Below are 25,602 nucleotides of genomic sequence, written 5' to 3'. Positions count from 1 at the left end.
AGCAGCCACGCGCCAGGCCGCCATGGGGGGTTGTCCGCTACCGGAGCCTGCCGTTCATGTCGTTAACACGTCAAGGCTTTCTGCAAGACTTTTCAGCGGGTTGCGAAAGATGCTGGCTGCGGCTTCCACGGTGTTGCGGCACCGTCCGGCCCTCTTGTGCCTCCGGCCGTCGGCCGACAAGGTCCTGACCGAGGTTCACGTATGCCCCGGCGCACCACCGATCCCTGGAGGACCGATGAACGAGGCACGATCGCAGAACCACGACCACGACCACAGCCACGTCGAGGCCGCCCCGAGCCGCCGCTCCGTCCTGTGGACCGCCGGTGCGGCGGGCGCGGGACTGGGACTTGGCGGGCTGACGGCACCTCAGGCCGCCGCGGCCGCGCCCGGAACGGCCGGTGCCACGAACGGCGCCGCCGCGGCACCGGCGGCCAAGGGCAGAACCATGATCGGGGTGCCGTTCGAGCGGCGCTCCACCGTCCGCGTCGGCATCATCGGCCTCGGCAACCGCGGTGGCAGCATGATCGACCTGTTCCTGGCGATGCCCGGCGCACGGGTGGTCGCCCTGTGCGACCCGGTGAAGGAGAAGACCGCCAGGGCCGCCAACAAGGTCACCACCGCGGGTCAGCCCGCACCCGCCGTCTACACCAACGGCGACCACGACTTCGAGCAGCTCTGCAAGCGCGGGGACGTCGACTTCGTCTACGTCGCCACGCCCTGGGACTGGCACTTCGAGATGGCGAAGACGGCCATGCTGAACGGCAAACACGTCGGTGTGGAGTGCCCGATCGCGCTCCGCCTGGACCAGCTGTGGGAACTCGTCGACCTCTCCGAACGCACCCGCAGACACTGCATGCAGCTGGAGAACTGCTGTTACGGCAAGAACGAGATGCGGGTGCTGCGGATGGCGCACGCCGGGCTGTTCGGGGAGCTGCTGCACGGCGCCGGGGCGTACATCCACGACCTGCGCGGCCTGATGTTCGACCCCAAGTACTACGAGGGCCCCTGGCGCCGGCTCTGGCACACCCGGCTGCGCGGTGACCTCTACCCCAACCACGGCTTCGGGCCGGTCGCCAACTACATGGACCTCAACCGCGGCGACCGCGCGGTGCGCATCTCCAGCATGGGCTCCCCGGCCCGCGGACTCGCCGCGTACCGCAAGGAACACATGCCGGCGGACGACCCCAGCTGGAAGGAGTCGTACATCGAGAGCGACCGGACGGTCAGCCTCGTGCAGACCGCCAAGGGGCGGGTGATCCGGCTGGAGCACGACGTCTCCACCCCGCACCCGTACAGCAGGATCAACAGCCTCGGCGGCACCAAGGGCCTCTTCGAGGACTACCCGGAGCGGATCTACCTGGAGCCGGACCAGAACAACGACCAGTGGGGCGACTTCGGAAAGTACGCGGAGTGGGACCACTGGCTCTGGAAGGAGCACGCCAACCCGCCCGGCGGCCACGGCGGGATGGACTACATGCTGGTCTTCCGGCTGATCCAGTGCATGCGGCTGGGCCTGGTACCGGACTTCGACGTCTACGACGCGGCGACCTGGACGGCGCCGGTGCCGCTGAGCGACCGCTCCATCAAGGCGAACGGCGCGCCGCAGGAGATCCCGGACTTCACCCGCGGGCTGTGGAAGAAGGCCCGGCCGGGGATGGACTCGGAAAAGCCGGAGGAGTAGCGGGAGTTGGGGGAGCTGGGGGGGATGACGTACGGGCCCGGCGGAGCGTGTGTCCGCCGGGCCGTCCGGTCTCGGGTGTTACGTCTCAGCTGTCCCCTCTCAGGTGTTTCGCCTCGGGTGTTACGTCTCAGCTTTCCGTCTCAGGTGTCGTGCGTGCGCTGTGCGGCTTCGGTGGGCGGGGCCGTTTCGGCGGGCGGGGCCGCTTCGGTGGGCTGGGTGGTTCCGAGGTGCTGTGCGGGGGCCGTTTCGGTGGGCTGGGCGGGCTGCTCGCCGTTCAGGACCCGCTTGGCCGTCACCCGGTCCAGTGCCCCCTCCCAGCGGGAGACCGCGAACACCGCGACGCAGTTGCCGAGCAGATTCGTCGCCACCCGCATCGAGTCCATGATCCGGTCGACGCCGAGCAGCAGGGCGACCGCGGCGGCCGGGATGACGCCCAGCGCGGAGGCGGTCGCGGACAGCGCGAGGAACGCCGAACCCGGGACGCCCGCCATGCCCTTGCTGGTCAGCATGAGCACCAGCACCACGGTGATCTGCTGGCCCGGCGACAGATCGACGCCGATGGCCTGGGCGATGAAGAGGGTGCCGATGGAGAGGTAGATCGAGGCACCGTCGAGGTTGAACGAGTAGCCGGTCGGCAGCACCAGGCCGACCGCATCGTCCCGGCAGCCCGCGGCCCGCAGCTTCTCCATCATCCGCGGCATCACGGTCTCGCTGGATCCGGTACCCAGCGCCAGCAGCAGTTCCTCGCGGGTGTAGCGGACGAACTTCCACAGGCTGAGCCCGGTGACGGCCTTCAGCGCCAGGCCGAGCAGGACGAGGAAGGCCAGCGCGACGCCGTAACAGACCGCGATCAGCTTGCCGTAGGTGGACATCGCGCCCAGGCCGTACTCGCCGACGAGGTGGGCGGTGGCGCCGAGGACCGCGAGCGGGGCGAGCTTCATGAGGTAGCCGACGATGGTGAACACGACGTCCTGGGCCTGTTCGATCAGCGGCAGCAACTGCGGCACCTTCTGGCGGCCGAGGTGCAGCAGGGCCGCACCCACCAGGCAGGCCAGCACCAGGACCTGCAGCAGCGAGTTCTCGGCGAAGGCGCCGACCGCGCTGTTGGGGAGCGATTCCAGGACGAACTGGGCCGCGGACGGCAGCTGTCCGCCACCCGTCTTGGCGTCCACCGCGCCCTTGTCGAGGGACGCCGGGTCGACATGCATCCCGGCTCCGGGGGCGAAGACGTTGCCGGCCAGCAGGCCGATGACGAGGGCGATGCTGGTGGCCGCCTCGAACCAGATCAGGGCCTTGACGCCGATACGGCCGAAGGCCTTGAGGTCGCCCGCCTTGGTGATGCCGGCGACGACGACGCAGAAGACCAACGGCGCGATCACCGCCTTGATCAGCCGGACGAAACCGTCCCCGAGCGGCTGGAGCGACGATCCGGCCTGCGGCCACAACCGCCCGACGACGACACCGACGACGAGGGCAACGAGTACCTGCGCGAACAGACTGGTGCGCAGCAGACGGCCTGCGTGGCGGACGAAAGTTCCGGTGGCGTGCGGCACGGGCACTCCTCCAAGGACGAATTCTGTTATGCGGAAGTGGACTTCCGCGATCCGTCACTATGGCCGCCTAGTGTTCCCCACGAAAGAGTTCGCTGTAACTTCCGGGAAAATCTTGGAGCTTGGTCCAAGGCGGTACGTACGACCCGTACGCAATTGCGCGGGAGCGACGGCCGCGCCCGCTTCCTCCCGCGGTGCGGCACTCGTCCCGCACCGGCCGCACGCGGCAGCGGACGCCCGTCCGCCGGTCAGCCCGCCCACCGGTCAGCCGGTCAGCCGGTCAGCCCGCCACCGGTCAGCCGGTCAGCCGGTCAGCCGGTCGTGAGCCTTGCGGCACCGGCTCTCAGGCCGACAGATGCGCCGCGTCCCCCATGACCACCACGGGCTGCCGCGCCGGGTCGAGGGTGCGCAGCAGCGTCTGCATCGCGGACTTCGAGACGCTGACGCAGGCGGAGGTGCCACTGCCGTGGTCCAGGTGCAGCCAGACCCCGCCCCCCTTGGACTGTCCCCCGGGACGGGTCGGGTCCAGCGGCGAGGTGCCCTTCACCCGGTTGTAGTTGATCGCGATGACGTAATCGAAGTCATGGCGGGTGTTCTTGGACCAGTACGACGGCGGGGTGAAGGCGGTGGAGTGGGTGTACGGCAGCTTGGCGCCCGGGTCGGCGAGCACCCCGCCCGCGTCGGTCAGCGTGAACACCCCGACCGGGCTGCGCTTGTCGTCCTCGTGGTGGTCCGTCGTCCAGCCGCGCCGGCCGTTGTGGGCCGGCCAGCTGCCCTTGCGGTCCCAGCCCTGGGGGCCCTTCTCGTAGAGGACGAGGGTCGCCTCGGCGGAGTCCGCCGCCTTGCCGTACACCGCGACGACCTGCTGCGAGCCGGCCGGGATCCGGGACCGCAGGGCGGTGCCGATGCCGGGGATGTGCTTGAGGTGGGTGGTGGCCGACGCGCCGCGGGCCGGGCCACCGGGGCGCTCCCCCTTGTTGCCCGCACCGTCGTCCTTGCCGTCGTGGCCGCCCGCGCCACCACAGCCGGCCAGAAGGACCAGTCCCGCAGCGGCCACCGCCGCCCTCCGCATCACACCACCCGCACGTCGCATACCCCCATGGTCGCACCGCCCGGCTGACGTGCGTTCAGCGCCCGCTTCCTCGGCGCGCCTTCCCGGGACGATTGTCCGGAACGCGTGCCCGCAGCGGAAAAATCGATTGAAACCGGCCCGCTGTCCGGGCCAGTCTTCCAGAACCTTCGCACCAACGAGGCGGGTACGAGGCGCATTTCGCCTGCCGGAAAAGGCTGGGCGCGGCGCCGGTGACGGCACACGCCCCCCACCGCAACGGCTCCGCCACGACGTCCGCGACCAACCCTCCACCAAGACTTCCGCGACCACCCCTCCTCCACGACTTCCGCGACCACCCCTCCTCCGTTACGGCTTCCGCGACCACTCCTCCACCACGGCTTCCGCGACACTCCGCCACGACTTCGCCTGGGGCATCATGCAGATCCGCGACCTTCCGCATCCCGACCCCGGCGTCCCCGACGTCCGTACGGGCGGCAGCTTCCTGCGCTGGCTCTACGGGCAGCAGCTGGGCGGCCAGCTCAAAGCCCTCGCCTGGGGCCTGGTGCACTTCGGCGCCATCGCCTCGTTCCCGCTGCCGGTGGGCCTGGCCGTACAGGCCGCGGTCGACCGCGACGGCGGGCGGCTGGCGCTGTCCGGCGGGCTGATCCTGGTGCTCGGTGCGCTGATCGCGCTGGGCGGCACGATGCTGCACCGCGCCGCGGTCACCAACTGGATCACCACCGTCGCCCGGATGCAGCAGCTGCTCGCCCGCAAGACCACGGAACTGGGTTCGGCCATGACCCGGCGGGTGGCGGCCGGTGAGATCGTCGCGGTCAGCACCGGTGACCTGGAGAAGATCGGCTGGTTCGTCGAGGCGATCTCCCGGTTCGGCGCGGCCGCGGTCACCGCGATCGCGGTCTCGGTCGCCCTGGTCGTCCGCGAACCACACCTCGGCACGCTGGTGGCGCTCGGCGTGCCCGTCCTGGCACTGGCCGTACTGCCGTTGCTGCCGCCCGCCGCCCGGCGGGCCGACGCCCAGCGCGAGAAGGCCGGCCTGGCGACCGAACTCGCCTCCGACACCGTCGCCGGACTGCGCGTCCTGCGCGGCATCGGCGGCGAGGAACTCTTCCTCGGCCGCTACCGCGCCGCCTCCCAGGAGGTCCGCCGGGCCGCCGTCCGCAGCGCCCGGATGTGGTCGCTGATCGCGGCCGTCCAGGTGGCGCTGCCGGGCCTGCTGCTGATCGCGGTGGTCTGGTACGGCACCCGGCTCGCCCTCGACGGCACGGTCGCGGTCGGCGAACTCGTCATGATCTACAGCGCGGTGACGTTCCTGCTCGTGCCGCTCCGGCACTTCGAGGAGATCGCCCAGGCGCTGTCCTTCGCCCGGCCGTCGGCCCGGCGCACCGCCCGCGTCCTGGCCCAGCACCGGCCGGCCGGCGGACGGACGGCCGTGGACGACCGGCCGCCGCCCACCGGCGACCTGCACGATCCGGTCACCGGCCTGACCGCGCCGGCCGGCCGCCTGACCGCGGTGGTCTGCGGCGACCCGGATACGGCGGGCCGACTGGCCGAACGGCTCGGCGGGCATGCGCCGGTGGACCAGGGGGCGCATGCGGAGCATGTGGGCCTGCCGTCGGTCACCCTGGGCGGCACCCCTCTGGACGACCTGCCGCGGGACGCCGCCCGCGCCGCCGTGCTCGTCCAGGACAAGGACCCGATGCTGCTGTCCGGCACCCTCGGCGAACTGCTCGACGTGCCGTCCTCCGGGCGACTGGCCGCCGATGAGGCGCTCACCGCCGCCCAGTGCGGCGATGTGCTGACCGCGTTGGCACAGGCCTCGCTCGACGACTCCGGGGACCCGATGCGCACCCACATCACCGAGCGCGGCCGGTCGCTCTCCGGCGGCCAGCGGCAGCGGCTGGCGCTGGCCAGGTCGTTGGTCACGGACCCGGAGGTGCTGGTGCTCGACGAACCGACCAGCGCCGTGGACGCACACACCGAGGCCCGGATCGCCGCAGGCCTACGGAAGATCCGGGCAGGCCGTACGACGGTGGTCCTGACCTCCAGTCCGCTGCTCCTGGACCGCGCCGACCGGGTCGCGTTCCTCCATGAGGGCAAGGTCGTCGCCGAGGCTCCCCACCGCGAACTGCTGCACAGCCACCCCGCCTACCGCGCCGTCGTCACCCGGGACCCGGAACCCGAAGCCGTTCGGGACCCGGATACCGCAGCCGTTCGGGACGCGGTTACCGGAGCCACCCAAACCCCGGCCACGGAAACCGAAGCCGCCGAGGGCATGCCAACGGAAACCGAAGCCACCCAGAACCTGGCTACGGATACGGAGGCCGCCGAAGACATGGCCACGCATACGGAAGCCGCTCCGGAGAGAGATCCCGTAGCGGCCCGAGGCAAGGACGGTACCCGCGTGCTGACGACCACTCAGGTCGAGGAGACCGCATGATCGAGGGCACGGTTGGAGGACAAGGGGAGGAGACCGCATGATCGGCCTGGCGCCGCCGGAGCACGATCCGGACGCCCCGCAGACGCTCACCACACTCCCCGTCGGCTCCCCCGCCACGGTACGGAGCTACGTCGCCGGGCTGATCCGGCGGCACGGCCGGGAGTTCACCGTGCTGGTCGCCGTCAACGCCGCCGCGGTGATCGCCTCGATGGCCGGTCCCTACCTGCTGGGCGGGGTCGTCGAAAAGCTCTCCGCAGGTGACCGCGACCTCCAACTCGGCCGTACCCTCGGCCTGTTCGCCCTCGCGCTGATCGTGCAGACGGTGTTCGTCCGCATGGTCCGGCTGCGCGGTGCGATGCTCGGCGAGCGGATGCTGGCGGATCTGCGCGAGGACTTCCTCGTACGGTCCGTGGCACTGCCGCCGGGCGTCCTGGAGCGGGCCGGCACCGGCGATCTGCTGTCCCGGATCACCACGGACATCGACCGGCTCTCCAGCGCGATGCGCGAGGCCGTGCCACAGCTGTCGATCGGTGTGGTGTGGGTGGCGCTGCTGCTGGGCGGCCTGACCGTGACCGCGCCGCCGCTCGCCCTGTCCGTGCTGGTCGCGCTCCCGCTCCTGGTCGTCGGCTGCCGCTGGTACTTCAAGCGGGCGCCGGCCGCCTACCGTTCGGAGGCCGCGGGGTACGCGGCGGTGTCCGCCGTCCTCACCGAGTCGGTGGACGCCGGCCGCACGATCGAGGCGCACCGCCTGGGCGCCCGCCGCATCGCCCTCTCCGAGCGCCGGATCCGCGAATGGACCCAGTGGGAGCGCTACACCCTCTTCCTGCGCTCGGTGCTCTTCCCGGTCGTCGACCTGACGCATGTGGTGCTGCTGGGCGCGGTGTTGCTGCTCGGCGGGGCGATGGTGATGCAGGGCTGGCTCACCGCGGGCCAGCTGACGACCGGTGCGCTGCTCGCCCAGATGATGATCGATCCCGTCGGCATGATCCTGCGCTGGTACGACGAGTTGCAGGTGGCGCAGGTGTCCATCGCCCGGCTCGTCGGCGTCCGGGAGATCGAGCCCGAGACGGCGGACACGGAACGGTTGCCGGACGGCCGTGAGGTGCACGCCGACGGGGTGAGCTTCGGCTACCGCACCGGCGTCGACGTCCTGCGCGAGGTCTCCCTGCGGATCCGGCCCGGCAGCCGGCTGGCCCTGGTCGGCCCGTCCGGTGCCGGCAAGTCGACTCTGGGCCGACTCCTCGCGGGAATCTACGGGCCGCGTACGGGCAGCGTGACGCTGGGCGGTGCGGAACTCTCCGCGATGCCCGCCGAACGGGTCCGCGAACAGGTCGCACTGGTCAACCAGGAGCACCACGTCTTCGTGGGGACGCTACGCGACAATCTGCTGCTGGCCCGCACCGGCGCCGACGACGCCGAACTGTGGGCGGCGCTGGGGGCCGTGGACGCCGACGGCTGGGCCCGGTCCCTGGACGCGGGCCTGGACACCGAGGTCGGCTCGGGCGGCCACACCCTGACCCCGGCCCAGGCCCAGCAGATCGCACTGGCCCGGCTCGTCCTGGCCGACCCGCACACCCTGGTCCTGGACGAGGCCACCTCACTCCTCGACCCGCGGGCCGCCCGCCACCTGGAGCGCTCGCTCGGCAAGGTGCTGGACGGCCGCACGGTGGTCGCCATCGCCCACCGTCTGCACACCGCTCACGACGCCGATGTGATCGCCGTCGTCGAGAACGGCCGGATCAGCGAACTGGGCACCCACCACGAACTGGTCACCGCAGACGGCCCATACGCGGCACTGTGGCGGTCATGGCACGGATAGGCAGTCATGGCATGGATCGGCGGTCGTGGCACGGATAGTGGCCGACTGCTGAAGCGGCTGGAGCACCGAGTCGGCCGCAGGGGCAACGGCACGGCGGGCAAACGCCTGGACCAGCGGAGGACGGGGCGACAGGCGGCGTGCGATGTGACCGGGCGGGGGGTGGCGGGGCGGGGTGCGTTGGCTGGGGTGCGGGGGGGGCGGGGTAGGCGCCAGGTCGGTGGCGCGGGGCGGGCGCCGGGTCAGGGGGGTGGGCGAGGCTGCCGGGTCGGCGGAGTGGGGTGGGGCGGGCGCCGGGTCGGTGGGGCGGGGCGGGCGCCCGGTCAGTGGGTTGGGGTGGGGTGGGGTGGTGGACGAGGCTGCCGGGCCGGTGGAGCGGTCGGCCACGAGGCCGCCGGACGGGCTTGCGCCCCGGCTCCAGCCCCCGGCTTCTTCCCCTGCGCTCTCCCCCGGTCCCCGCCCCGCCCCCGCCCCTCCCCACCCCTCCGCACTCCTCCGCACTCAGATGTAGCCGAGTGCCCCCAGCCCGCCGAGGCCGCCCAGCAGCATGAACACCGGCATGAGTACCTTCAGTTCGACCCAGCTGCCGGCCTTGAACCGCATGGCCTTGGGCGGGCCGAGCGGGTACCAGCGCTTCCGGCCGATCGGGATCGGCCACAGGATGGGGCAGCCGGAAACGGTCAGGGCGTCGCCGATGTCATGGACCAGCGCGCCGAGCACGATCGGCAGGCCCAGCCAGAGGTACTGCTGGCCGGGTTCGGTGAACAGCCAGTGCGCGCCGTTGCCCGGCTGGTCGAGGACGCCGGCCAGGATCCAGGCCGAGGCGGCGCCGAGCAGCCACACCAGCACATCGCTGGAGACCCGGGCCGCCCGCCACAACAGCCCCTCGATCGCGAGCACCATGTGAACGAAGAGGATGCCGAGCACCGCCCAGCGCCCGCCCCGCATCGCCAGCAGCGCCATGCCGCCGCCGACCAGCACGGCCCACAGCCAGGTGTGGGTCAGGGTGCGATGTCCGCCGGAGCGGTTGGCGTCGCCGCGCATCTTGGTCGCCTTGTAGACGGCGTGCGAGATGTTGTCGACGACCTCGCACACCATCCGCGAGAGCGGCCCGAAGGCGCGCGAGATGGTGGCGGACTTGTGGTCGAGGTCCGGGGCGAGCGCCGCTCCCGCACAGATCAGAGCCCCACAGACGAGCACCGGCCAGGGCATCGGATGTCCCGCGGCTGCGGCCGCCGCGCCCACCCCCAGCCAGGCCGCCGCCCCGGAGAGCGAGTGCGCCGGTCCCATCATGGTTGTTCCCCACCCCTTGTTGTCGCGCGGTTGTTGTCGCGCGGTTGTTGTCGTTGTCCCTGCTCGGTTTTTCCGTTGTGCGGCTCGCGCCTCGTGCCCAGCTCGCGCCTCGTGCCCGGCGCGTGCCTCGCACCCGACGCATGCCTCACGCCCAGCCCGCATGTCACACTCGGCCCGATCGTCACGCCCGACCCCTTCATCGCGCCCGGTGCACGCCTCGCACCGGCCCCGTACGCCATGCCCGACCCCTTCGTCGCGCCCAGCGCATGCCTCACGCCCGACCCGACCGTCACGCCGACCCGAACGTCACACCCGACCCGTTCGTCACGCCCGGCACACCCTCATACCTCGTGCGGACGTTCTGGCCCGGTCGTGCGTGCTGCCCGTACGTCCGCCGTGCCCGGCTGCCGTGCGTCGTGCCCGGGCGGTGGGGCGTGCTCGGCACGCTCACCGTCCGCGCTGCTGACGCCGGGTCGGCGACTCAGCGTAGCGGCAGATGATCTCCGTACGGAGGCGGGGCCCCGGCCGCGGGACCGGCCCGGGAGTACGGCCCGCGGGGAGGGGCGCCCTCACGCAATGTGACGGGTGCGCGTCGGACCGTCCCCGGGGGCGGCAGTTGATCTCCGTATGGGTTACCGGTTCCCTGATCCGGGGTGAAGGCAGGCAGTATGGGGGCGTGACCCTCATCGATCATCTGCCGAACGACGCCGACCCCGATGCCCTCTTCGAAGCCTTTTCGGGCTGGGCGGAGCAGCAGGGGATCTCGCTCTACCCCGCCCAGGAGGAGGCGCTGATCGAGGTGGTCTCGGGGGCGAACGTGATCCTGTCGACCCCCACCGGCTCCGGGAAGAGCATGGTGGCGGCCGGTGCGCACTTCACCGCCCTCGCCCATGATCAGGTCACCTTCTACACCGCCCCGATCAAGGCGCTGGTGTCGGAGAAGTTCTTCGATCTGTGCAAGCTCTTCGGCACCGAGAACGTCGGCATGCTCACCGGCGATGCGTCGGTGAACGCCGATGCCCCGGTCATCTGCTGTACCGCCGAGGTCCTCGCCTCGATAGCGCTGCGGGACGGTAAGGACGCCGATATCGGCCAGGTCGTGATGGACGAGTTCCATTTCTATGCCGAGCCGGATCGCGGCTGGGCCTGGCAGATTCCGCTGCTCGAACTGCCACAGGCGCAGTTCGTCCTGATGTCGGCGACGCTCGGCGACATGTCGCGGTTCGAGGAGGATCTGACCCGCCGCACCGGGCGGCCGACGACGGTGGTGCGCTCGGCGACCCGGCCGGTGCCGCTGTCGTACGAGTACCGCACCACCCCCCTGACGGAGACGCTCACCGAGCTGCTGGAGACCCGCCAGTCCCCCGTCTACATCGTGCACTTCACGCAGGCCGCCGCCGTGGAGCGGGCGCAGGCCCTGATGAGCATCAATATGTGCACCCGCGCGGAGAAGGACCAGATCGCCGAGCTGATCGGCAACTTCCGGTTCACCACGAAGTTCGGCAAGAACCTCTCGCGGTACGTGCGCCACGGCATCGGCGTCCACCACGCGGGGATGCTGCCGAAGTACCGCCGGCTGGTGGAGAAGCTCGCCCAGGCGGGTCTGCTGAAGGTCATCTGCGGTACGGACACCCTCGGCGTCGGCGTCAACGTCCCCATCCGGACGGTGCTGTTCACCGCACTGACCAAGTACGACGGATCGCGGGTGCGGACGCTGCGGGCGCGGGAGTTCCACCAGATCGCGGGCCGGGCCGGCCGGGCCGGCTTCGACACCGCCGGGTTCGTCGTGGCGCAGGCGCCCGAGCACGTCGTGGAGAACGAGAAGGCGCTGGCGAAGGCGGGCGACGATCCGAAGAAGCGGCGCAAGGTGGTCCGCAAGAAGGCGCCGGAGGGCTTCGTCAACTGGGGCGAGAACACCTTCGAGAAGCTGATCGCGTCCGATCCGGAGCCGCTGACATCGCGGTTCCGGGTGACCCACGCGATGCTGCTGTCGGTGATCGCCCGCCCGGGCAATGCCTTCGAGGGGATGCGCAAGCTTCTGGAGGACAACCACGAGCCGCGCAAGAACCAGCTGCGGCACATCCGGCGGGCCATCGCGATCTACCGGTCGCTGTTGGACGGCGGGATCGTCGAGCGGCTGGACGAGCCGGACGCGGAGGGCCGGATCGTCCGGCTGACCGTGGATCTGCAGCAGGACTTCGCGCTGAACCAGCCGCTGTCGACGTTCGCGCTGGCCGCCTTCGACCTGCTCGACCCGGAGTCGCCGTCCTACGCGCTGGACATGGTGTCGGTCGTGGAGTCCACGCTGGACGATCCGCGGCAGATCCTGGCCGCGCAGCAGAACAAGGCGCGCGGCGAGGCGGTGGCCCAGATGAAGGCCGACGGCGTCGAGTACGAAGAGCGCATGGAACGGCTCATGGACGTCGAGTACCCCAAGCCGCTGGAGGAGCTGCTCTTCCACGCCTACGGGCTGTACCGCAGGAGCCACCCCTGGGTGGGCGACCATCCGCTGTCGCCGAAGTCGGTCATCCGTGACATGTACGAACGCGCCATGACCTTCACGGAGTTCACCTCCTTCTACGAGCTGGCGCGCACCGAGGGCATCGTGCTGCGGTACCTGGCGAGTGCCTTCAAGACGCTGGACCACACCGTGCCGGACGATCTGAAGTCGGAGGACTTCCAGGACCTCATCGCCTGGCTGGGCGAGATGGTGCGGCAGGTGGACTCCAGCCTGCTGGACGAGTGGGAGCAGCTGGCCAACCCGGAGGAGGAGACGGCTGACCAGGCCCAGGAGCGGGCGGATCAGGTCCGGCCGGTGACCTCCAACGCGCGGGCCTTCCGGGTGCTGGTGCGCAATGCGATGTTCCGGCGGGTGGAGCTGGCGGCGCTGGACAAGGTCGAGGAACTCGGTGAGATGGACGCCGAGTCCGGCTGGGACGCGGATGCCTGGGGCGAGGCGATGGACGCCTACTGGGAGGAGTACGAGGAGCTGGGCACCGGTCCGGATGCGCGCGGCCCGAAACTCCTGCAGATCGAGGAGGACGCCGAGCACGGGCTGTGGAAGGTGCGGCAGACTTTCGCCGACCCGAACGGTGATCACGACTGGGGCATCTCCGCCGAGGTGGATCTGGCCGCCTCGGACGAGGAGGGGCGCGCGGTCGTGCGGGTCACGGATGTGGGTCAGTTGTGAGGCGACGGCTTCGCCCGAGGCCGCCGGTGCATGCGAGGGAGGGCCATCGGTCATGACCAATCCTGCGGAGAAGCTCGTCGACCTGCTGGATCTCGAGCGGATCGAGGTGAACATCTTCCGCGGCCGCAGTCCGCAGGAGAGCCTCCAGCGGGTCTTCGGCGGACAGGTCGCGGGCCAGGCGCTGGTCGCCGCCGGACGGACCACCGACGGTGACCGCCCGGTGCACTCGCTCCATGCGTACTTCCTGCGCCCGGGCCGGCCCGGGGTGCCGATCGTGTACCAGGTCGAGCGGGTGCGGGACGGGCGTTCCTTCACCACGCGCCGGGTGGTCGCGGTCCAAGAGGGACGCACGATCTTCAATCTGACCGCCTCCTTCCACAAGCCGGAACCCGGCTTCGAACATCAATTGCCGATGCGCCGCGCGGTGCCCGACCCGGAGGACCTCCCGACGGTCGTGGAGGAGGTCCGTGAGCATCTGGGCGGGCTGCCCGAGGCGCTGGAGCGAATGGCCCGCAGGCAGCCGTTCGACATCCGATATGTCGACCGGCTGCGCTGGACACCGGACGAGATCGAGGGCGCGGAACCGCGCAGCGCGGTGTGGATGCGGGCGGTCGGTCCGCTGGGCGACGATCCACTGGTCCACACCTGCGCGCTGACCTACGCCAGCGATATGACGCTGCTGGACGCGGTCCGCATCCCGATCGAGCCGCTCTGGGGTCCGCGCGGCTTCGACATGGCCTCGTTGGACCATGCGATGTGGTTCCACCGTCCGTTCCGCGCGGACGAGTGGTTCCTCTACGACCAGGAGTCCCCGATCGCCACCGGTGGCCGGGGCCTGGCTCGCGGGCGGATCTACGACCGGGAGGGCAGGATGCTGGTCTCGGTCGTCCAGGAGGGGTTGTTCCGCAAGCTCGGTGGCTGACCCGGCCGGACGGCCAACTCCATGGGGGACATCCGGCGGACCCGTCCGGGATCTTCCCGGCGGGCCTCTTCGAGGGCCCGGGCGAGATGGACGCGGTACCACAGGACCTCGTCGAACTCGTCGGCCGTCAGGACCCGTTCGTAGGCTTCCCGGGCCGCCGGGGTGGCGGTGATCACGGTCGCGAGGGTGGGCCGGAGGCGGCGCAACACGGACCGCTCCAGGGGGTTGCCGGCCACCGAGGCCAGCTCCTCCGGGGGCAGTACCGCGGCGATCACCGCGGCCGACTCCCAGGGGTCGTCGGTCTGCCCCAGGAGCTGCGCGACCCGGCGGCTGCGCCACTGGCGGGCCCGCCAGTCCTGTCCGCCGTCGAGCATCACCCGCATCGCCGCCGGGGTGTTGCCCTGGAGCAGGTCGGGTTCGCGGTCGGCGAAGTCGGTGACCTCCGCCGCGAGGTAGAGCCAAACCACGGCGCCGTAGCGGTTCACGTAGAACCGGCAGGGCGGGAAGCAGCCGGCGCGGGTCAGGCGGAGCACCCGGCCCGGTCCGACGCCCATCAGCCGGGCGGCCTCGGTCGTGCCGACCGTGCGGATGCGCTCGCGGAGCGCCTCCGGGAAGCCGGGCTCGGCCTGGAGCCGGGCGATCTCTTCCGCCGGGACCCGGCGTCCGCCGAGGACTCCGGCGCCCGGTGGGCGGTCGGCGCCGCCGGGCGGTACCGTACGTACTTCTCCGAGCTGGACGGCGAGCTCGAACTCGCCGGTGCGCAGCTCCAGTTGGCGGGCCGCCCGGCCCTTCGGGAGCGTCTGCTGCCCGTCGCACATCACTGTCATGTCGTTCCCCCGCAACTCGGTCGGTCAGCGTCGATCACTGACAGTCACGACCATAGCCGCAGGCGGTGACAGTGCGTCAACCCCCGCCTCAGGCCTGTGGATAACTCTCCGGCCGGCGCACCGCGACGCCCAGGTGCTCACCGACGCGATTGACCAACAGCGACATCTCGTAGGCGATCTGTCCCAGGTCGGCGTCCGCGCCGGCCAGCACGCACAGGCAACTGCCGTCCCCCGCCGACGTCACGAACAGCACGCCCTCGTCGAACTCGACCATGGTCTGCCGGACCTGCCCGCCGCGGAAGTGCAGCGCGGATCCCTTCGCGAGGCTGTGCAGTCCCGAGGCGACCGCCGCGAGATGCTCGGCGTCCTCGCGGCCCAGTCCCTCGCTCGCGCCGGTCACCAGCCCGTCGCTGGAGAGCACCAACGCGTGCCGTACCTTCTCCACCCGCTTGGTCAGGTCGTCCAGCAGCCAGTCCAGTCCGCTGCTCAATGCCATGTGACGCTTCCTCCCCGTGTCCCCGGCCGTGGTCCTGGCCGGACGGCAGCCCATGGTCCCTCCGCGGACTGCCGTGCCAGCCTGTCCCACCTCCGCCGTCTCGGCAAGCGGCCCGCGGCCCGGCGTGCCAGGCGGCGCCCGCGCCGACGCGCGGAGAGGATGTCGGCATGGCACACAAGATGACGAAGGACGAGTGGCGCAGGTTCCTCTCCGAAGGCACCCGGACCGGAAAGCTGGCGACCGTACGGGCGGACGGCAGTCCGCACCTCGCCCCGATCTGGTTCCTCCTGGACGGCGACGAGGTGGTGTTCAATACCGGTACGGACACGGTCAAGGGCCGCAATCTGGCCCGGGACGGCAGGCTCGCCCTGTGCGTGGACGACGACCGGCCACCGTTCTCCTTCGTGACCGTGCAGGGCTCGGCGGAGATCAGCGACGAACTGTCCGACGTACGGCACTGGGCGACGCGGATCGCGGCCCGTTACATGGGCGAGGACCGCGCGGAGGAATACGGTGCGCGCAACGGCGTACCGGGCGAGGTGGTGGTGCGGGTCAGGATCGACAAGGTCATCGGCCTCGCGGCGGTCGCGGACTGACCCGGTGCGGGGCGCGGGCCGTCCGGCGTCCGCGCCTCGCCCGTCCGCAGGTCATCCCACCGGGGCCGGTCGTCGGCAGGTCATCCCACCGGGGCCGGTGTCCGGGGGGAGCGCTGCCGGCCGGCGTGCTCGACGAGCCGGACCAGGACCTCCTTGCCGGAGTCACGGTCCCGCGCGTCACAGAGGACGACCGGGGTGCCGCGGTCCAGATCCAGTGCGCGGGCCACCTCGTCCGCCCCGTAGGACCGCGCCTCCGCGAAGCAGTTGACGGCGACCAGGAACGGGATCGCGCGGCGCTCGAAGTAGTCGACCGCCGGGAAGCAGTCCTGCAGCCGGCGGGTGTCGGCGAGGATCACGGCACCCAGCGCGCCCTCGGAGAGGTCGTCCCACAGGAACCAGAAGCGGTCCTGTCCCGGGGTGCCGAAGAGGTAGAGGGAGAGCCCCTCCCGGATGGTGATGCGGCCGAAGTCCATCGCCACGGTGGTGGTGGCCTTGGTGACCACTCCCCCGGTGTCGTCCACCCCCTCCCCGGCCTCGCTGAGCCCTTCCTCGGTGCGCAGCGGGCGGATCTCACTGACCGAGCCCACCAGGGTGGTCTTGCCCACCCCGAAACCGCCCGCGACTAAGATCTTCAGGGCCAGTTCGGGGCCGGGGTCCGGGGCTGCGCCCTCCGGGGCCCCTGGTGCGGCGTTCATCGGCCGTCTCCTTAGGGATGCGGGTCCTGCGCGTCACGGGGAATGCGGATGCACGGCTCGACGAGGGGAGCCTTCGGCGGCAGAGCGCCGTCCGAAATCCATGGCGAGGACCGTACCGCCCGTTGATCGGGCTGTCCCCGAAATTGCCAAAGCCGCTCAGTCTTGCGATCAGGAAGCCCGGCGGCCCCCGTATTCGTGATAGACGGACCGGGCCGCCACCGTGGGGGCCGGTGCGGGATCATGTCCGTATGACGCAGCAGCAGTCGGAGGAGCGGACCGTACCGTCCGTCGCGGCGGACGTCTCGGCCCGCACCGTCGAACGCCATGGCATCGATCCGGTGCCGGACGCCGAGCGGCACGGCAGCCCCCGGTCGTTGTACTGGCCCTGGGCCGCGTCCGGGCTCTCCCTGTTGTCCATCGCCTACGGCGTCTACCTCATGGGACTGGGCCTCAGCCCCTGGCAGGCGGTCGCCTCCGGGGCGCTCGGCTATGTGCTCTCGTTCCTCCTGGTCGGGCTGATCTCGATAGCCGGGGCCCGCACCGGCGCGCCCACCATGGCGATCGGCCGGGCCGCCTTCGGGCTGCAGGGCAACAAACTGCCCACGCTGTTCAGTTACGTCTCCAACGTCGGCTGGGAGACCGTCCTGGTCGCGCTGTCCTCGCTGGGCGGCGCGGCGATCCTGGCGCGCGTCGCGCCCGGCGTCTTCGCCCGGTCCGACGCGCGGACGCCGACAACTACGGCGCAGGCACTGTGCTTTGCGGTGACCGCCGTGGTGGTCGTGGTCGTCGGCATCTACGGGCATGCGCTGATCATGCGGGTGCAGAAGTACCTGACCGCCGCGATCACCGCGCTGACCTTGGTGTACCTGGTGCTGATGGCCGACCGCGTCGACCTGTCCGCCCTGGGCCACGGACGGGCGGGCGGCCTCGGCACGTTCGTCGGCGGCATCGTGTTCGCGATGACGCTGCTGGGCCTGGGGTGGGTCAACTGCGGGGCCGATTACAGCCGTTACCTGCCGCGGGCGAGCAGCGGCCGGGCGATCACCGGCTGGACCACGCTCGGCGGGGTGCTGCCGCCGCTGGTGCTGCTGGTGTTCGGGGTGGTGCTGAACGCCGGGGATCCGAAGCTGGCCGGGGCGGCGGCCGCCGACCCGGTGGGGGCGCTCGCGGCCGAGCTGCCCACCTGGTTCCTGGTGCCGTACCTGCTCACCGCCATCGGGGGCTTCGCCTCCGGGGCGATCATGGACATCTACAGTTCGGGCATGTCGATGCTGGCCCTGGGCATTCCGGTCCGGCGGCATCTCGCCGTGCTGGTGGACGGCGTGCTGATGGCCGTCGGCGGCTGGTACGTGCTGTTCGTGTCGCCCAGTTTCTTCGCGACGTTCCAGGCGTTCCTGGCCATCATCGGGGTGGCGATGTCCGCCTGGTCGGCGGTGTTCCTGGTGGAACAGTGGCGCCGCCGCCACACCGGCTTCGACCTGGTGCGGGTGGCGGCCCTGGGCCGGCCGGCCGGGTTCTCGCTCGTCGTGGGCACCGTCGTGGGGCTGGGGCTGATCACCTCCGCCGACCCGCACATCGCCGAGGTGGTGGGCTTCCTGCTGACCGACACCGCCGCGCGGGGCCCGCTGGGTGCGATGAACCTCGGCGTCGTGGTGGCCCTGCCCGTCGCCGGGGTGCTGTACGCCTGCACCGCGTCGCTCGGCGCCCGTCGTCACACCTCTGGAGGAGACCGATGACCGACCACCACGGTGAACGGCCGCACGAGGCACGGGCGTTCTTCGCGCCGCGTGCCGCCGGCTGGGACGCCAAGTTCCCCGACGACGGCCCCGCCTACGCCGCCGGGGTCGCCGAGCTGGGGCTGCGGCGGGGCGAGACGGTCCTGGACGCCGGCTGCGGCACGGGACGGGCGCTGCCCGCGCTGCGGGAGGCCGTGGGGCCGCAGGGGACGGTGCTGGGGGCCGATCTGACGCCCGAGATGCTGACGGCCGCCGTACGGGCCGGGCGGGACCGCTGTGCGCCGCTGCTGCTCGCGGACGTGACCCGGCTGCCGCTGCCGGACGCCGCGCTGGACGCGGTCTTCGCGGCCGGGCTGATCTCCCATCTGCCGGATCCACAGGCGGGGTTCGCCGAGCTGGCCAGGGTCGTGCGCCCCGGTGGCCGGCTCGCGCTCTTCCACCCCATCGGGCGGGCCGCCCTCGCCGCGCGCAAGGGGCGAGCCGTCACCTCCGACGACCTCAGGGCGGAGCCGAACCTACGGCCTCTGCTGGCCCGTTGCGGTTGGGAGCTGATCCGGTACGAGGACCGGGACGCGCGCTATCTGGCGTTGGCGGTCCGCCAGGATTGACGGCGCGGCCCGCCCCGCGGGATCCGGGTCAGGAGGCCACCGGGTCCTCCCCGTGCGGGACCGGGCAGCCGCCGAGGCGCCGGGCGGCCGGGAAGGTGCCGAGCTCGGCCACCCGGTAGCCGTTCGGGTAGCCCTTGATCTCGGGGTTCTGGCGGGCGTAGTGCGGGGTGCGGCGGGGCGGCAGCAGCCGGACGGCCTTCGCGCGCAGCTTCAGGGCGCCGCGCACCGTCTTTGTCAGCGCCGGGGCGGGCCGGTCGTAGCGGAAGGCATCCAGCAGCGAGTCGTCCAGGAGGGCCATGCTCGCGCGGCGCACCACCGGGGCGAGCGGGCCGTACCAGCCGGCCATCAGGTCCAAGGTGGCGTCGGAGACCCGTCGTGCGCCCTCGTCCCAGCCGAAGTGCGCCGCCTCGTAGGCGTCGAGGTACTGCTCGAAGTCCTCGTAGGTCTCGGGGAGTTCGGGGATGCCCATGTGGCGGCCGAGGGTGCGGTAGTAGGCGGCGACGGCATGCTGTTCGTGCGGGGTCAGCCGCCGCCAGCCGTAGGTGTCGAGCCAGCGCTTGGGCATCACCACGAAGGTGCACAGGACATAGCGCATGTCCTCGTCGGAGATGTCGTAGCTGCGGTGCATCTGGTTGATGCGGCGGATGGCCGTCCGGCCGTCCTCGCCGTCGAAGCCGTGCTCCAGTACGGCGTCCAGGAGGAGGGCGGTGTCGTCGTAGCGCTTCTGCGTACGGTCGGTCAGCTCGGCGGTCTCTGCGAGCAGCCGGCCGATGCTCGGCACGGCGTAGGTGCGGTAGAGCGCCAGTTCCAGGGCCCGGGTGAGGTCCCAGGGGAATTCGTGGGTCGCGATGATGCGGTAGATCGTCAAGAAGTCGCGCTCGGGGTCGAGCCTGCGGATCTCCTTGAGCCAGTCGTAGCGCCGCACGTGACAACGTCCTTCCCTCGCCGGAGCGCCCAGTCTAGGAGCGGGCCCGGCGGCCCGGCAGACCGGGCACACCACGTGATCCGGACACTGTAGGAAGGCATAAGCGCAGCGTAGGAGTGGTGACAAGCTCCCGACGGGGCAATTAAGGTGCGCCGACATACTCCGCGAAGTTGGGAAGGGGAGGTCCGCGTGCCCACGACCGAGAGCGCCGACAACGACCAGTTGTTCGTGCTGACGGCGGTGCTGCTGACGCCCGGGCAGTTCCCGAGCGTGCTCGGCGACGACTACCCCGAGGTGTGCGCGGGCCTCGGGCTCGAACCGTACGCCGAAGGCTACGGGCTGGTCCTCGGGCAGGACGGCGGTGGCGCCCGCTGGACCGTGGTGACCGAGGACGTGTCGCTGGTGGCCTGTGCCATCGCGGCGTGGGACTGCGGGATGGAGTACGACCTCTCGCCCGGGGAGAGCAGCATCGTCGCGGCGCTCCCGGGCTGGCCGCTGGCGCTCGCCGTATCCGCGCCGGGGGTGCCGGCGCCGCATGATCCGGAGCGGCAGGAGGGCGAGCCGGTGCCGCTGTGTCCTCCGGACGCGGAGGAGTGGGGGCCGGCCCAACGGCGGCTGGGCGCGGACGAGATCGCGCTGCAGTGGGCGCTGTGGCGCGAGCAGGTGGACGGTGAGGTGACGTTCGCGGAGCCGGGGGACGAGGCGCACGAGGGGGTGCGCCGGGTGCTGAAGGAGGCCCGCGGCTATCTGGCGGATCCTCCGCCGCCCGGGCGGGTGCGGTCGTCGTTCGCGGCGGGTGAGGCGCGCACGCTGCGGGTCGACGGGCCGGGCTGGAGCATGGTGGCGCGGACGGACGACATCGCGTTCGTGCTGCTGGACGAGGAGCCCGGCGAGGTGCATCCGGTGGGCCGGGGGCCCGAACTGCCCGGGCTGCTCTCCTCGCTGGACGAGCTGGCGGCCCGGCCGGTCTGAGCCGGCCGGGCTCCGGGCGGGCCGTCCCGGCCCCGCCTGCCGGTGTCAGCGTCCCAGCTGTTTGCGGCCGGCCCTGCGGAGGCGGCGGCGCTGGGAGGAGTCGAGGGCCAGATATGCGACGGCCGGGACTCCGACCATGACCAAGAGGGCCGCCCAGAGGGGCAGCAGCCACAGCAGGACCACTCCCACCGCGACGCCGCCGATCGCGACCTTCGCCTGTGTGGACATCCTTCACGCCCCTTCCGCGGCCGGTGCCGCGCTCTGTCGTACTCCATTGAACGCCGTTTTCGCGCCGTGGGTTCCCTCCGGTGCCGCCCGGGTTGCCGGGTGCGGCCGGGTGCCGCCCAAGGGGTGCGCGCGTTCTTGGTCCGGGCCCGGTGTCCGGTACCCTCGGGCGCTCCAGGCGCCAGTAGTCAAACTTGAGGAGTTCGGGAACCCGTGACCTTCACGCCAACCGTCACCCCCGCTCAGCTCACCGGGCTCGCCCGCTGTCCGGCGGTCTTCCTGCCGTCGGATCCGCCCCGGGCCGGCCGGATCGCCTTCTGGCGGCCCGATGGTGAGCCGGTGGCGGCGACCCTCACCGAGGAGGGCGCAGCGGACGGGCGCGGGCCCGTGGTGGAGCGGCTGGACGTCGTACTGCCGGCGGAGGACGGCGGCGTCGAGGTCGGCGAGGTGCCGGCGCTGGTGCTGCCGGTGGCCGGCGCGATGCCCGTCCTCACCCGGTTGCGGGCCGGCCGGTCCACCCATCCGGCGGCGGCCTTCTGGGGCGCCGCGGCGGTCCTCGCGCTGCAGCTGGCGGCCCGCGGACGGCTGCTGCCCGGCGTGAGCCCCGAGGGGTACGACGCCTGGCGGATCGGCCCGCTCGACGCGGCGGACGTCGAGCGGCTGCGGGAACTCGCCGCCGCGATGCCGCCGTACGCGCACGCCACCCCGCTGCCGGGGACGGACCCGGTGGAGCTGCCCGAACCGGAGCGGCACCTACGGGCGTTCCTCGACGCCGTGGCGGACGGTCTGCCGCGCTCCCCCGCCGCGGCGCTGGCCACCGGGGCGCCGGCCTTCGCGGCGGCCGCGCCGCAGCACATCCCTGAACAGCGGGACTGGGCCGCGGACGTCGCCGCCGGCCATGACGCGGGCGTACGGATCTCCTTGCGGGTGGAGGTGCCCGGCCTGGACGCGGACACGGCGGTGGACGTTCCGGTGGACGCTGCCGCGCCGTCCTCCCCCGGGAGCGAGGTGACCTTCCGCGCGGTCCTCCAGGTGCACAGCCTCACCGACCCCGCCCTGGTGGCGGATGCCGCCGAGGTGTGGGCGGGGGCGTCGACGGCGGGGCAGGCGTTCGGTCCGCGGGCGCGGATGGACACCCTGCGCACGCTGCGCCGGGCGGCCGAGGTCTGGGCGCCGCTCGGCCCGTTGCTGTCGGCGGCGGTGCCCGGCGCGCTGGACCTCGCCGACGAGGAGGTCGCCGAACTGCTCGGCCCGGCCTCCCGGGCGCTGGCCGCGGCCGGGGTGCAGGTGCACTGGCCGAAGCAGCTGGCGCGCACGCTGACCAGCCGCGCCGTGGTGGGGCCGCCCGATGCCGAAGGCCCCGTGGACGGGCGGGAGTCCGGGCCGCCCTCCTTGTTGTCCGCGGACGCCCTGCTCTCCTTCAGCTGGCGGTTCGCGGTGGGCGGCCAGGAGGTGGACCGGGCCGAGCTGGACCGGCTGGCCGAGGCGGGGCGGCCGCTGGTCCGGCTGCGCGACCGGTGGGTGCTGATCGACCCGGAGGCCGTACGGGCCGCCCGGGACCGGCGGGACCGCAAGGTCACCCCGCTCGACGCGCTCGGTGCCGCGCTCACCGGGAGCGCCGAGGACGGCGACGGCGACCGGGTGGCGGTGCAGGCGACCGGGTGGCTGGCCGGACTGCGCGACCGGCTCGCGGACCCGGAGGGCACCGCCACCGGCCCCGTCGTCCAGCCGCCCGCGCTCCGCGCGACACTGCGCGACTATCAGCTGCGCGGTCTGGGCTGGCTGCACCGGATGACGTCGCTGGGGCTCGGTGCCTGTCTCGCCGACGACATGGGACTGGGCAAGACGATCACCCTCATCGCGCTGCATCTGCACCGGCAGACCGACTCCGCGTCGGCCGGCCCGACGCTGGTGGTCTGCCCGACGTCGTTGATGGGCAACTGGCAGCGGGAGATCGAGAGGTTCGCGCCGGGCACACCGGTGCGCCGCTTCCACGGCGGGCACCGCAACCTGGCCGACCTGGTGGACGGCGAAGTCGTCCTCACCACCTACGGGACGATGCGGCTGGACGCCGGGAAGCTGGCGGAGGTGGCGTGGGGGCTGGTCGTCGCGGACGAGGCGCAGCACGTCAAGAACCCGTTCTCGGCGACCGCCAGGGCCCTGCGGACCGTGCCGGGCCGGGCCCGGGTGGCGCTGTCCGGTACCCCGGTGGAGAACAACCTGACCGAGCTGTGGGCGATCCTGGACTGGACGACGCCCGGGCTGCTGGGGACGCTGGGGCGGTTCCGCACCCGGTACGCGCGGCCCGTCGAGGGCGGTCCGGCGGCCTCCCCCGAGGCGGCCGCGGCGGCCGACCGGCTGGCCAGGCTGGTGCGGCCGTTCCTGCTGCGCCGGCGTAAATCCGATCCGGGCATCGCGCCGGAGCTGCCGCCCAAGACGGAGACCGACCGTGCGGTGGCGCTGACCACGGAACAGGCCGGGCTCTACGAGGCGGTGGTGCGCGAGGGGCTCGACGAGATCGCCGGCACGGACGGCTTCGCCCGCCGTGGGCTGGTGGTCAAGCTGCTCACCTCCCTCAAGCAGATCTGCAACCATCCCGCGCAGTTCCTCAAGGAGGAGCAGCCGCGGATCGGCGGCCGCTCGGGGAAGGTCGAGCTGCTCGACGAGCTGCTGGACACGATCCTCGCCGAGGGGGCGAGCGTGCTGGTGTTCACCCAGTACGTGCGGATGGCGCGGCTGCTGGAGGGGCATCTGGCGGCGCGCGGCGTGACGTCACAACTCCTGCACGGCGGTACGCCGGTGGCCCGCCGGGAGGAGATGGTGCGCCGCTTCCAGGACGGCGAGGTCCCGGTGTTCCTGCTGTCGTTGAAGGCGGCCGGCACCGGGCTGAACCTCACCCGCGCCGGCCATGTCGTGCACTTCGACCGCTGGTGGAACCCGGCCGTCGAGGCGCAGGCCACCGACCGCGCGTACCGCATCGGGCAGACCCGGCCGGTGCAGGTCCACCGCATGATCACGGAGGGCACGATCGAGGACCGGATCGCCGATCTGCTCTCCCGCAAACAGCAGCTGGCGGACGCGGTGCTCGGCGCCGGCGAGGCCGCACTGACCGAACTCACCGACGCCGAACTGGCGGACCTGGTGGCACTGCGAGGGAGCGAACGATGACCGGACGGGACGAGGACGGCGACGGCGCCTACGAGGACGGCGCCCACGGGATACGCACTCACGGGGCAGGCACTCACGGGGACGGCCCGGACGCCGAGCGGACCTTCGCCGCGCTGCCGCCCGCCCGCGGCCGGGGCTTCGCCCGTACGTGGTGGGGGCAGGCATGGCTCAAGGCGCTGGAGGACACCGCGCTGGACCTGCAACAGCTGAAGCTCGGACGGCGGCACGCCCGGGCCGGTGCGGTCGGTGCGGTGTCGGTGCGCCCGGGCCGGCTGACCGCCATCGTCCAGGACCGGGACCACACCCGGCACCGGTCCGATGTGCTGCTGCAGCAGCTGGACGACGCCGCATGGGACCGCTTCCTGGATCTCGTCGCGGACCGGGCCGGGCACATCGCCGCGCTGCTCGACCGGGACATGCCGCCGGTGCTGGTGGAGGACGCGGCCGCGGCGGGCGTCGAACTGCTGCCGGGCATCGGTGATCTGGAGGCGGAGTGCAGCTGCGGCGCCTGGGACCACTGCGCGCATTCGGCGGCGCTGTGCTATCAGGTGGCGCGGTTGCTGGACCAGGACCCGTTCGTGCTGCTGCTGGTGCGCGGCCGCGGTGAGCGGGAGCTGCTCGGGGAGTTGCAGGCGCGCAGTGCGGCCCGGGCGGCCGGGCCCGCGGCGGGCGGGGATCCGGTGGCGGGGCCCGGCGCGGGCGTGGCGGCCGCCGAGGCGTACGCGGCACGGGACATCCTGCCGCCGCTGCCCGCGCCGCCCCCGCCGGTCGACGGGCCGGGCGCCGCGCCGGTGCTCGGCGGCGGCGTCCCGCCCGAGCCGGGGGTGGACGTGGCAGCGCTGGAGTTCCTGATCGCCGACGCGGCGGCGCGCGCCCAGCGGTTGCTGGCGGAGGCGCTCTCCCCCTGGCATGCGGACGCCCCGCCGCCGCCCGCGCTGACGCCCCGACAGGACGCGGTACGGCTGGCGGCGGCCGGTCCGGACCGGGCCATATCGGCGCGGCTGGCGGCCGGTTCGGGGCGGGACGCCCGCGGCCTGGCGCGGGCCGTACGGGCCTGGGAACTGGGCGGTACGGCGGGGCTGGCGGTGCTGGAGGAGGAGTGGGCCCCGGATCCGGCGGAGCTGGCCCGGGCCACCGACCGGCTCGCGGCCGCCTGGGACGACGACGGGACCCGGCCCCGGCTGCGGGTCACCGGCAACCGCTGGACGGTGACCGGCGGCGCCGCCCAACTACGGTACGGGCGCGACGGCCGCTGGTGGCCGTACCGCAAGGAGCGCGGGCAGTGGGTGCCGGCCGGCCCGGCCTCGGACGACCCGGCGGCGGCGCTGGCGGAGGCGTCGGCGGAGGCGGCGGAGGACTGATCCGCGGGCGGCCGGGCGCGCGCGGAGCACCC

Annotated in this window: 19 protein-coding genes; 11 read left to right on the top strand and 8 right to left on the bottom strand. The window is 72.4% G+C overall.

Features of this window, described 5'->3' with window-relative positions:
* Nucleotides 1-235: 235 nt before the first annotated feature.
* Nucleotides 236-1,681, top strand: coding sequence for a Gfo/Idh/MocA family protein (locus tag ACFV1J_RS16105; RefSeq protein ID WP_385858401.1), 1,446 nt, complete (start codon nt 236-238; stop codon nt 1,679-1,681).
* 140 nt (nt 1,682-1,821) lie between these two features.
* Here the strand turns inward: ACFV1J_RS16105 and ACFV1J_RS16100 are convergent, their stop codons facing one another.
* Both ACFV1J_RS16100 and ACFV1J_RS16095 read right to left on the bottom strand, forming a co-directional pair.
* Nucleotides 1,822-3,234, bottom strand: coding sequence for a cation:dicarboxylate symporter family transporter (locus ACFV1J_RS16100; protein WP_385858399.1), 1,413 nt, complete (start codon nt 3,232-3,234; stop codon nt 1,822-1,824).
* Nucleotides 3,235-3,574: 340 nt separating this feature from the next.
* Nucleotides 3,575-4,324, bottom strand: coding sequence for a hypothetical protein (locus ACFV1J_RS16095; protein ID WP_385858397.1), 750 nt, complete (start codon nt 4,322-4,324; stop codon nt 3,575-3,577).
* 394 nt (nt 4,325-4,718) lie between these two features.
* On the opposite strand from ACFV1J_RS16095, the gene ACFV1J_RS16090 reads away from it, so the two are divergent.
* Both ACFV1J_RS16090 and ACFV1J_RS16085 read left to right on the top strand, forming a co-directional pair.
* On the top strand, nt 4,719-6,740 hold the full coding sequence (locus ACFV1J_RS16090) for an ABC transporter transmembrane domain-containing protein (RefSeq protein ID WP_385858395.1): 2,022 nt from the start codon (nt 4,719-4,721) through the stop codon (nt 6,738-6,740).
* Between the two features lie 37 nt (nt 6,741-6,777).
* Nucleotides 6,778-8,559 (top strand): ABC transporter ATP-binding protein, encoded by a 1,782-nt coding sequence (locus tag ACFV1J_RS16085; protein WP_385858393.1) that lies wholly within the window; start codon nt 6,778-6,780, stop codon nt 8,557-8,559.
* Nucleotides 8,560-9,057: 498 nt separating this feature from the next.
* On the opposite strand, the gene ACFV1J_RS16080 is transcribed toward ACFV1J_RS16085, so the two are convergent.
* Complete coding sequence (locus ACFV1J_RS16080) at nt 9,058-9,849, bottom strand: metal-dependent hydrolase (protein ID WP_385858390.1); 792 nt, start codon at nt 9,847-9,849, stop codon at nt 9,058-9,060.
* Nucleotides 9,850-10,525: 676 nt separating this feature from the next.
* Here ACFV1J_RS16080 and ACFV1J_RS16075 point away from each other — a divergent pair.
* On the top strand, nt 10,526-13,039 hold the full coding sequence (locus ACFV1J_RS16075) for a DEAD/DEAH box helicase (RefSeq protein ID WP_385858388.1): 2,514 nt from the start codon (nt 10,526-10,528) through the stop codon (nt 13,037-13,039).
* A 52-nt stretch (nt 13,040-13,091) separates the two neighbouring features.
* The gene (locus ACFV1J_RS16070; RefSeq protein WP_385858386.1) at nt 13,092-13,961 is read left to right on the top strand and encodes an acyl-CoA thioesterase; all 870 of its coding nucleotides are present in this window, start codon (nt 13,092-13,094) and stop codon (nt 13,959-13,961) included.
* Here the strand turns inward: ACFV1J_RS16070 and ACFV1J_RS16065 are convergent.
* Nucleotides 13,892-14,788 carry a DUF6397 family protein gene (locus ACFV1J_RS16065; protein ID WP_385858384.1) on the bottom strand — a complete coding sequence of 299 codons (897 nt, stop codon included), beginning with the start codon at nt 14,786-14,788 and terminating at the stop codon, nt 13,892-13,894. The two genes, ACFV1J_RS16070 and ACFV1J_RS16065, sit on opposite strands and share 70 nt — an antisense overlap.
* 88 nt (nt 14,789-14,876) lie before the next feature.
* Nucleotides 14,877-15,284, bottom strand: a complete 408-nt coding sequence (locus tag ACFV1J_RS16060) for a roadblock/LC7 domain-containing protein (protein ID WP_385858381.1) — start codon at nt 15,282-15,284, stop codon at nt 14,877-14,879.
* Nucleotides 15,285-15,451: 167 nt separating this feature from the next.
* On the opposite strand from ACFV1J_RS16060, the gene ACFV1J_RS16055 reads away from it, so the two are divergent.
* Nucleotides 15,452-15,880 carry a PPOX class F420-dependent oxidoreductase gene (locus ACFV1J_RS16055; protein ID WP_385858378.1) on the top strand — a complete coding sequence of 143 codons (429 nt, stop codon included), beginning with the start codon at nt 15,452-15,454 and terminating at the stop codon, nt 15,878-15,880.
* Between the two features lie 80 nt (nt 15,881-15,960).
* Here the strand turns inward: ACFV1J_RS16055 and ACFV1J_RS16050 are convergent, their stop codons facing one another.
* Entirely contained in the window at nt 15,961-16,575 is a 615-nt protein-coding gene (locus ACFV1J_RS16050) for an ATP/GTP-binding protein (RefSeq protein WP_385858376.1), read from the bottom strand.
* Between the two features lie 248 nt (nt 16,576-16,823).
* On the opposite strand from ACFV1J_RS16050, the gene ACFV1J_RS16045 reads away from it, so the two are divergent.
* Together ACFV1J_RS16045 and ACFV1J_RS16040 are read left to right on the top strand one after the other, a co-directional pair.
* Complete coding sequence (locus ACFV1J_RS16045; RefSeq protein ID WP_385858375.1) at nt 16,824-18,311, top strand: purine-cytosine permease family protein; 1,488 nt, start codon at nt 16,824-16,826, stop codon at nt 18,309-18,311.
* A complete protein-coding gene (locus ACFV1J_RS16040) occupies nt 18,308-18,919 on the top strand; it encodes a class I SAM-dependent methyltransferase (RefSeq protein WP_385858373.1) in 612 nt (203 codons plus the stop codon). Before ACFV1J_RS16045 ends, ACFV1J_RS16040 begins: the two co-directional genes overlap by 4 nt.
* 28 nt (nt 18,920-18,947) lie before the next feature.
* Here the strand turns inward: ACFV1J_RS16040 and ACFV1J_RS16035 are convergent, their stop codons facing one another.
* Nucleotides 18,948-19,844 (bottom strand): oxygenase MpaB family protein, encoded by an 897-nt coding sequence (locus tag ACFV1J_RS16035; RefSeq protein WP_385858371.1) that lies wholly within the window; start codon nt 19,842-19,844, stop codon nt 18,948-18,950.
* A 189-nt stretch (nt 19,845-20,033) separates the two neighbouring features.
* Here ACFV1J_RS16035 and ACFV1J_RS16030 point away from each other — a divergent pair, with 189 nt between their 5' ends.
* The gene (locus ACFV1J_RS16030; RefSeq protein ID WP_385858369.1) at nt 20,034-20,816 is read left to right on the top strand and encodes a hypothetical protein; all 783 of its coding nucleotides are present in this window, start codon (nt 20,034-20,036) and stop codon (nt 20,814-20,816) included.
* 45 nt (nt 20,817-20,861) lie between these two features.
* Here ACFV1J_RS16030 and ACFV1J_RS16025 read toward each other — a convergent pair whose 3' ends face one another.
* Nucleotides 20,862-21,044, bottom strand: coding sequence for a hypothetical protein (locus ACFV1J_RS16025; protein WP_385858367.1), 183 nt, complete (start codon nt 21,042-21,044; stop codon nt 20,862-20,864).
* A gap of 210 nt (nt 21,045-21,254) precedes the next feature.
* On the opposite strand from ACFV1J_RS16025, the gene ACFV1J_RS16020 reads away from it, so the two are divergent.
* Nucleotides 21,255-24,209 (top strand): DEAD/DEAH box helicase, encoded by a 2,955-nt coding sequence (locus ACFV1J_RS16020; protein WP_385858365.1) that lies wholly within the window; start codon nt 21,255-21,257, stop codon nt 24,207-24,209.
* A complete protein-coding gene (locus ACFV1J_RS16015) occupies nt 24,206-25,570 on the top strand; it encodes an SWF or SNF family helicase (RefSeq protein ID WP_385858362.1) in 1,365 nt (454 codons plus the stop codon). Before ACFV1J_RS16020 ends, ACFV1J_RS16015 begins: the two co-directional genes overlap by 4 nt.
* Nucleotides 25,571-25,602 lie beyond the last annotated feature (32 nt).

The sequence above is a fragment of the Streptomyces sp. NPDC059649 genome (assembly GCF_042734445.1).
Taxonomy (GTDB): Bacteria; Actinomycetota; Actinomycetes; order Streptomycetales; family Streptomycetaceae; genus Streptomyces.
The sequence above is the reverse complement of the archived record's forward strand: the minus strand, read 5'-3'. Positions and strand labels throughout refer to the sequence as shown.